This window comes from Pseudanabaena sp. 'Roaring Creek' (assembly GCF_001402795.1).
In the GTDB taxonomy this organism is placed as follows: domain Bacteria; phylum Cyanobacteriota; class Cyanobacteriia; order Pseudanabaenales; family Pseudanabaenaceae; genus Pseudanabaena.
Window position 1 is genome coordinate 1 of the sequence record NZ_LIRE01000303.1, and the last position, 6,857, is coordinate 6,857.

Below are 6,857 nucleotides of genomic sequence, written 5' to 3' on the forward strand. Positions count from 1 at the left end.
TTAAAACCTAGAAGAGCGTACCGCCCGCTATGCGGGCGGTACGCTCTCTGGTTTTGGTTTTTAATTATGCCTAGCTACTTAAGACTATTATTTGCGGGAATAAATTTGTAGTTAAAAGATTCGTTTCCTCATTATTTCCTCATTATGTTTTTGGATAGTAAGGTGCAAAACGATAAACTAAAATTAAAATCTGAGTTTTGGGGCACAAGGGGAGCGATATAGCTAAATTTACTTGGATATTTATTTCTAGCTAATCGGCATCTTAGAGGAGAAAGATTTGAAGATTCTAATAGTCGAGGATGATGGCTTTTCTGCAGCAAGACTAGTGCAACTACTCGCTGAATTTCCCTACACCATTGATATTGCTCCTGATGCAAAAGCTGCATGGCAATATATCGAGACCTATACCTACGACTTGATGGTTCTCGATATCATTCTACCCGATAGCAATGGGATAGATTTATGTGCCAAGTTAAGGACATCGGGCTACATGATTCCAGTATTGCTGCTTACTGCTAAGGATAGTGTGAGCGATCGCGTGATGGGACTTGAAGCTGGAGCCGATGACTATGTGGTAAAACCCTACGAATTTCAAGAACTAATTGCTCGCATTCGGGCGTTGTTGCGCCGCGCTCACAATCGCGATTCACTGCGACAAACCTTAACTTGGGAGAATCTGTGCTTAGATTTCGGTAACAATATGATTAGCTATAACCAGCAACCCTTACATTTAACCCAGAAAGAATATGGAATATTAGAGCTACTTCTCAGGCATCCGCAAAAAATCTTTAGTCGTAGCTCTATACTAGACTTGGTATGGGCGGCGGGGGATTTCCCCAGTGAGGAATCAGTAACTACCCATATTAAGGGATTGCGCCAAAAATTCAAGGCAGCGGGCATGAGCGCCGATCCCATTGAGACTTTATATGGTTTGGGCTATCGCCTTAGAAATGAACCTTCCCCAGAGCAGATGCCAGATCGGATTTCAGGTCGGCTTCCAGATCGGCATAGTCCTGTAACGCCAACATCCCAGCAACTTACTGAAGCAAAATTAAAAGCCACGATCGCCGAAATAACCCAAAAACTGCGGGAGAGCCTCGCCAAATTAATTCCTTTCTTTCGGCAAGTGGCGATCGCTTTGGAGGCAGGAAGCTTGGAGCCGAAAATGCGCGATCGGGGTTGCATGGAAGCGCATCGGCTGGTAGGCTCCCTTGGAACCCTAGGATTTCCCCAAGGATCGGCGATCGCTCTTCAGATCGAGCAGCTTTTACAGCATGATTTTCCTCTATCTCATCACGATGTTGGTCAGCTCCATACATTGATTGATGATTTAGAAACTAGTGCTAACGAACCTCTCAAGATATCTAAGAACTACATTACGAAGGTACAGAAACCTAGAGACTTTGCTCGTTTCCCTAAGCTGCTGATTGTGGATAGCGATGTGGAATTCGTGCAGGAGATGCAGCGGGATGCCGAAGCTTGGGGGATAGTTGTAGAAACGGCTAATAGCCTTGCCGATGCTAAAGCAAAACTCGAACAAGAACCTCCTGACATAATTCTATTGGATATCTTACTCGCTGATGGTAACGATGATGGTAGCGCTGATGGTAACGATGGCTTGCTACTCTTGGATGAGCTGTCGCGGAGACAGATGGATATTCCGACATTGATTACTAATTCCAAAGGTGACTTGAGCGATCGCGTTATGACGGCAAAGAAGGGGGGACATATCTTTATCGAAAAACCCGCCTTGACCGAGGAAATCCTCAGTGTGATTTCGCAATTAATCCATCGGCAGAGGCACGATCGCCCTAGAGTCATGATTGTCGATGATGATTCCCATATATTAAAAGTCTTGCAAATCTTGTTGGCTCAATGGGATTTAGATGTGACACTGCTCCAAGATTGCAAGCAGTTTTGGCAAGTTTTAGAATCTACTTCTCCCGATCTGCTGCTGCTGGATTTGAATATGCCCGACTATAGCGGCATTGACCTCTGCCGTGCGGTCAGAACTGATTCTCTATGGCAATATTTACCGATCGTCTTTCTCTCATCTTCTAGCGATCGCGATACTATTCACCAAGTATTTGCGGCTGGCGCAGATGACTATCTCAGCAAACCTATTGTGGAGGAAGATTTACAAACAAGGCTTCTCAGTCGTTTAGAGCGCAGTCTGGTATCTCGTCAGGCGGCAGATTTTGATGGGCTCACGGGCTTATATACCCATCGTCGCGGTATTATAGCTTGAACCAACTGATCCGTTTGTCTATGCGCAATCAGCAAACCTTTTGCTTGGCAATTTTAGATCTGGACTTATTTAAACGGGTCAACGATCGCTATGGTCACATTATGGGTGATTTCGTTCTCAAGCAATTTGGAAAGCTCTTGCGGCAGCATTTTCGGAGTGAGGATATAACTATGCGCTGGGGCGGTGAAGAATTTGTGGTGGGCTTATATGGAGCTGATTGTCAGCAGGGGATCGATCGCCTCAATAATTTATTGACTATCTGGAGACAACAAGAATTTGTATCGTCAGCAGGCGAGGCTTTTAATGTAACCTTTAGTGGCGGATTAGTGGAATGGCCAAAGCATGGCAATAGTATAAATTTGCTATATAAGGGTATGGATGCAGCTCTATATCAAGCCAAAATGTCGGGTAGAAATCGGATAGTTGCGGCTAATGATTAATAAATAGCAGAGTCAAAAGCTGTAGCGCACGCTGTGCATGCGCTACAGCTTTTGATTCTGGGTTTTAATTATGCCCAGCCACTTAGCAATCTTATACCAATTCCCAAAATGGCGTAGCCATTTTGGGATTTTAAAACCCTTACTGGGTTTGGTTTTTAATTCCCAAAAGTGTAGCCACACTTTTGGGAATTGGTATTATACCAATTCCCAAAATGGCAACGCCATTTTGGGAATCTCAAAACCTTACGGGGTTTACTTTTTAATTCATTGAAGTGTTGGCTTACTTCAGTGAATTGGTATTAAATAAATTGGGAGAGGCTTCGGCTTCGCTCAGCCATCCTATCCCGATGGCTGAGCGAAGCCGAAGCCATCGGGATAGGATGGCTAAGATGGACTTAACTAACTCATAGGAATGGCAAAACATTGGTTACCCAGAACTCATCTTCATTCAATATTAATGTTTTGCTTGTGGATGACTCGGAAAGCGATCGCCATGCCTATATTCGGTATCTGCAATCAGACCATACCCATACCTATAACATTAGGGAGGCAGAAACCTTAGCAGAGGGGTTGGCATTGTGGAAAACCGATCGACCTGATATTGTCCTTGTTGATTATTTCTTGCCTGATGGTGAGGGTTGGGAACTACTTGCCGAGATGGGCAAAGATAGCCTCCTCCCCAAATTAGATGCGATCGTTTTGACGGGAAAGGTGGGTGACGAACGGGTTATCTTAAAGCTCATGCGTCTAGGAGTGGCTGACTATCTCGCGAAAGGAGATGTTACCTCCTTGTCATTATGTAATCGGGTTGGGCAATTAGGCGATCGCATTTTATTAAATCGTCAATTGCAGCGATCGCAGCAACAGGAGCTATTAATTGCCCAAATCTCGCTCCATATTCGCCAATATCTTGATTTAGAAGAAGTATCTCAAGCGATCGTGCGAGAAATACGCATATTTTTAAAAGCCGATCGCACGATAATTTATCAGTTCAATCCCGATATGAGCGGGATCATCGTAGCGGAATCAGTCATCGCACCTTGGAAATCCGCCCTAAACGAACATGTTGATGAGCTTTGCTTTCAGGGTGATTTAGGTTGCCAATACCAAGAAGGTAGAGTTTTTGCTACTTCTGATATTTATGCAGCTAACTTAACTGAATGTCATCTCCAACTGATGGAAATTTTTCAAGTAAGGGCAAATCTAGTTTTACCCATTCTTCTCTTAAATAATAAAACGCCAAAGTTATGGGGCTTGTTGATTGCCCATCAATGTTCGACTACGCGCCATTGGGAAGAGCCTGATATTCGTTTACTTCAGCAGTTGTCAGTCCAATTTGCGATCGCTCTCCAGCAAGCCGAACTCTACCGCGATCTCCAGATCAGCAATGCCGAATTAGAAAATCGCGTCAACGAGCGCACTGCCGAACTGTTTAAACGCCAACAGGAATTTATCGCCCTCGTCGAGAATTCTCCCAATGTAATCGCGCGTCTCGATCGACAATCGCACATTCTTTACATCAATTCAGCTACCAAATTTGCCTTTGGCATCCCACCTTCAGAATTTTTAGGTAAAACCTTTCGCGAAATGAAAATGCCTGAAAAGAATGTTCTCTTAGCTGAAGAGTACGTCAGCGAACTACTGGCGACAGGAGAGCAGCAAGAGTACGAAATAGACTTCCCTTCGCCCAAGGGGGGGCTAGCCTATTACAAAATCAATATCATTCCTGAGTATGACGCGCATGGAGCGATCGCCACGATCCTCATGGTTTTTAGCGATATTACCTCCAACGTGCTCAATGAAAATGCTCTGAGAGAAGCAAACCGTCGTTGGCAATCTTTGCTCGATAACGTCCGCTTAATCGTGGTGGGACTCAATCCTGAGGGAATCGTAGGATACGCTAATTCCTTCTTTTTAGAGACAGCAGGTTATAAACTTGAAGAGGTAATTGGGGAAAATTGGTTTAGTAATTTTTTGCCTGAATATCTCCAAGAAGAAATCGATCGGCTTTTTGATAAGGCTCTGATTGAAGAAAATTTCTTAAAGGATTTTCATCCCCATTATCAAAATCCCATTATTACCAAATCGGGAGAAAAAAGAGACATCGCTTGGAACAATACAGTGTTGCGAGATCCAGATCATAAAATCGTGGGAACGATCAGTATTGGCGAAGATATCACGGACAAATTAAAAGTAGACAAAATTAAAAACGAGTTTATTTCCATTGTCAGTCACGAGTTACGGACTCCCCTAGCCTCAATTCGTGGAGCCTTGGGATTGCTTGCGTCGGGAGTATTAGATGTTAAGCCTGACACCGCTAAACATATGCTCGATATTGCAGTTTCGGATACAGAGAGATTAGTACGGTTAGTAAATGATATTCTCGACTTAGAACGGTTAAGCTCTAGCCGCGTCACCCTCGATCGCCATTGGCATGATGTTGCCGATTTGTGCCAACAGGCGATCGCTACTATGGAAGCTCTCTCGGATCAAAATCAAATCTCGATATTATGCGATTTGCCATCGATCCAGATTTGGGTCGATGGCGATCGCCTAGTCCAAACCCTAGTTAATTTGCTCAGTAATGCCATTAAGTTCTCACCACCCCACAGCGAAGTACATCTGACTGCGGAGTCCCATCAAGAGGAAATTCTATTTGAAATTAGCGATCGCGGTCGAGGTATCCCCGAAGAATATTTAGAAGATATTTTTGAGCGATTTAATCAGGTGGATGCTTCCGATGCTCGCCAAAAAGGAGGTACAGGCTTAGGTCTAGCCATTTGCCGTAGTATCGTGCAACAGCACGGAGGCAAAATCTGGGTGGAAAGTGTGTTGTCGAAGGGAAGTACATTTCTCTTTACAATTCCCCATCGCGTTGTTTAATACCAATTCCCAAAACGGCAACGCCGTTTTGGGAATCTCAAAACCTTATTGGTTTTGGTGTCTAATCCCCAAAAGTGTTGTCATACTTTCGTGAATTGGTATGCGTGAATTGGTATGCGTGAATTGGTAAAAGTTGCGCCCCGTAGGGGCGCAACTTTACGGGTTTCGGTAATTTATTTCGCACAAGTATTTAGGAGTTAGTTAGGAGCAGTTATGTCTACCAAATCAATTTTACTGATCGACGATGAACCCAATCTCGCTGCGGTAATTGCCGTATGTCTAGAAAGCTTTAAAGATTGGCAAGTGCGCGTTGCCAATTCTGGTAAGGATGGGCTTAGTATTGTCGAGGATCTACAGCCCGATGCGATCCTGCTCGATGTGATGATGCCCGAAATGGACGGTATCGAGGTGTATCAAAATCTCCAAGCAAATTCCCGTACGCAACATATTCCCGTCATCCTATTGACTGCTAAGGTACAATCTCGCGATCGCGAATGTTTTGAGAATTTAGGTGTAGTCGGGGTAATCGCCAAGCCCTTCGATCCGATGGCGATCGCCGATCGCATCGCCCAAATCTTAGGTTGGTAATCGGATTTCCTTTCCTCACATTGTTCTCATTTTAAGTAATTACTATACTGGGATATTCAGTACTTAGTCAGTACTTAGACTGTGATACTTAAAGTGAATATTCAATCTAACAAAACAATTTTAGTAATCGATGATGAAACTTTCATCTGTGATATCTTGCAAACCTGCCTAGAATTGCTCCATGGCTGTCGTACTGTTACTACTAAATCGGGGAAAGAAGGATTAGTCTTAGCCGCAGAAATCAAACCCGACTTAATTATTCTCGATATCATCATGCCAAACATGGATGGTTTCTCCTTCCTGAAACAACTAGAAGCCAATCCTCAAGTTTCCCATATTCCTGTTATTTTATTGACATCTCGCGCAGATTTAACTGAACCGCACGCGATCGCCAAATTAAAAGTAAAGGGGGCGATCGCTAAGCCCTTTTATCCACTCAAGCTCTTTTCAGAAATTTGTCGCATCTTAAGTTGGTAAACAAATTGGTAAACAAATTGGTAAACAAATTGGTAAACAAAATTAAAACCCAAAAGCCTATGGCTCACGCGCAGCGTGAGCCATAGGCTTTTGGGTTTTATATTTAATTGCGCCTAGCTACTTAATCATGAAGGGAAATCATTGATTTTAACCTTAGAGGCGGCTTCTGTTGCCTTTTGCCGAGAATCGGCGGCATCTTTCCCCTTCGCTAAAGCCACACC

At 43.8% G+C, this 6,857-nt stretch carries 5 protein-coding genes; all 5 read left to right on the plus strand.

Annotated elements, in window-relative coordinates; genetic code table 11:
• The first annotated feature begins 277 nt into the window (after positions 1-277).
• The 5 genes from AC805_RS10515 (at position 278) to AC805_RS10535 (ending at position 6,636) form a co-directional block, all read left to right on the plus strand.
• Positions 278-2,248, plus strand: a complete 1,971-nt coding sequence (locus tag AC805_RS10515; protein WP_055075395.1) for a response regulator — start codon at positions 278-280, stop codon at positions 2,246-2,248.
• Positions 2,245-2,688: a GGDEF domain-containing protein gene (locus AC805_RS10520; RefSeq protein ID WP_156341379.1), complete on the plus strand. Its 444-nt coding sequence runs from the start codon at positions 2,245-2,247 to the stop codon at positions 2,686-2,688. The genes AC805_RS10515 and AC805_RS10520 overlap by 4 nt, the downstream gene beginning before the upstream one ends.
• Positions 2,689-3,111: 423 nt before the next feature.
• Positions 3,112-5,571, plus strand: coding sequence for an ATP-binding protein (locus tag AC805_RS10525; protein ID WP_055075397.1), 2,460 nt, complete (start codon positions 3,112-3,114; stop codon positions 5,569-5,571).
• A gap of 213 nt (positions 5,572-5,784) precedes the next feature.
• Positions 5,785-6,159, plus strand: coding sequence for a response regulator (locus tag AC805_RS10530; RefSeq protein ID WP_055075398.1), 375 nt, complete (start codon positions 5,785-5,787; stop codon positions 6,157-6,159).
• Positions 6,160-6,252: 93 nt separating this feature from the next.
• Positions 6,253-6,636 (plus strand): response regulator, encoded by a 384-nt coding sequence (locus tag AC805_RS10535; RefSeq protein WP_055075399.1) that lies wholly within the window; start codon positions 6,253-6,255, stop codon positions 6,634-6,636.
• Positions 6,637-6,857 lie beyond the last annotated feature (221 nt).

What these genes read in the sequence shown, in the direction of transcription:
- AC805_RS10530 (WP_055075398.1), top strand. Translation starts at nt 5,785, where the DNA reads ATGTCTACCAAATCAATTTTACTGATCGACGATGAACCCAATCTCGCT.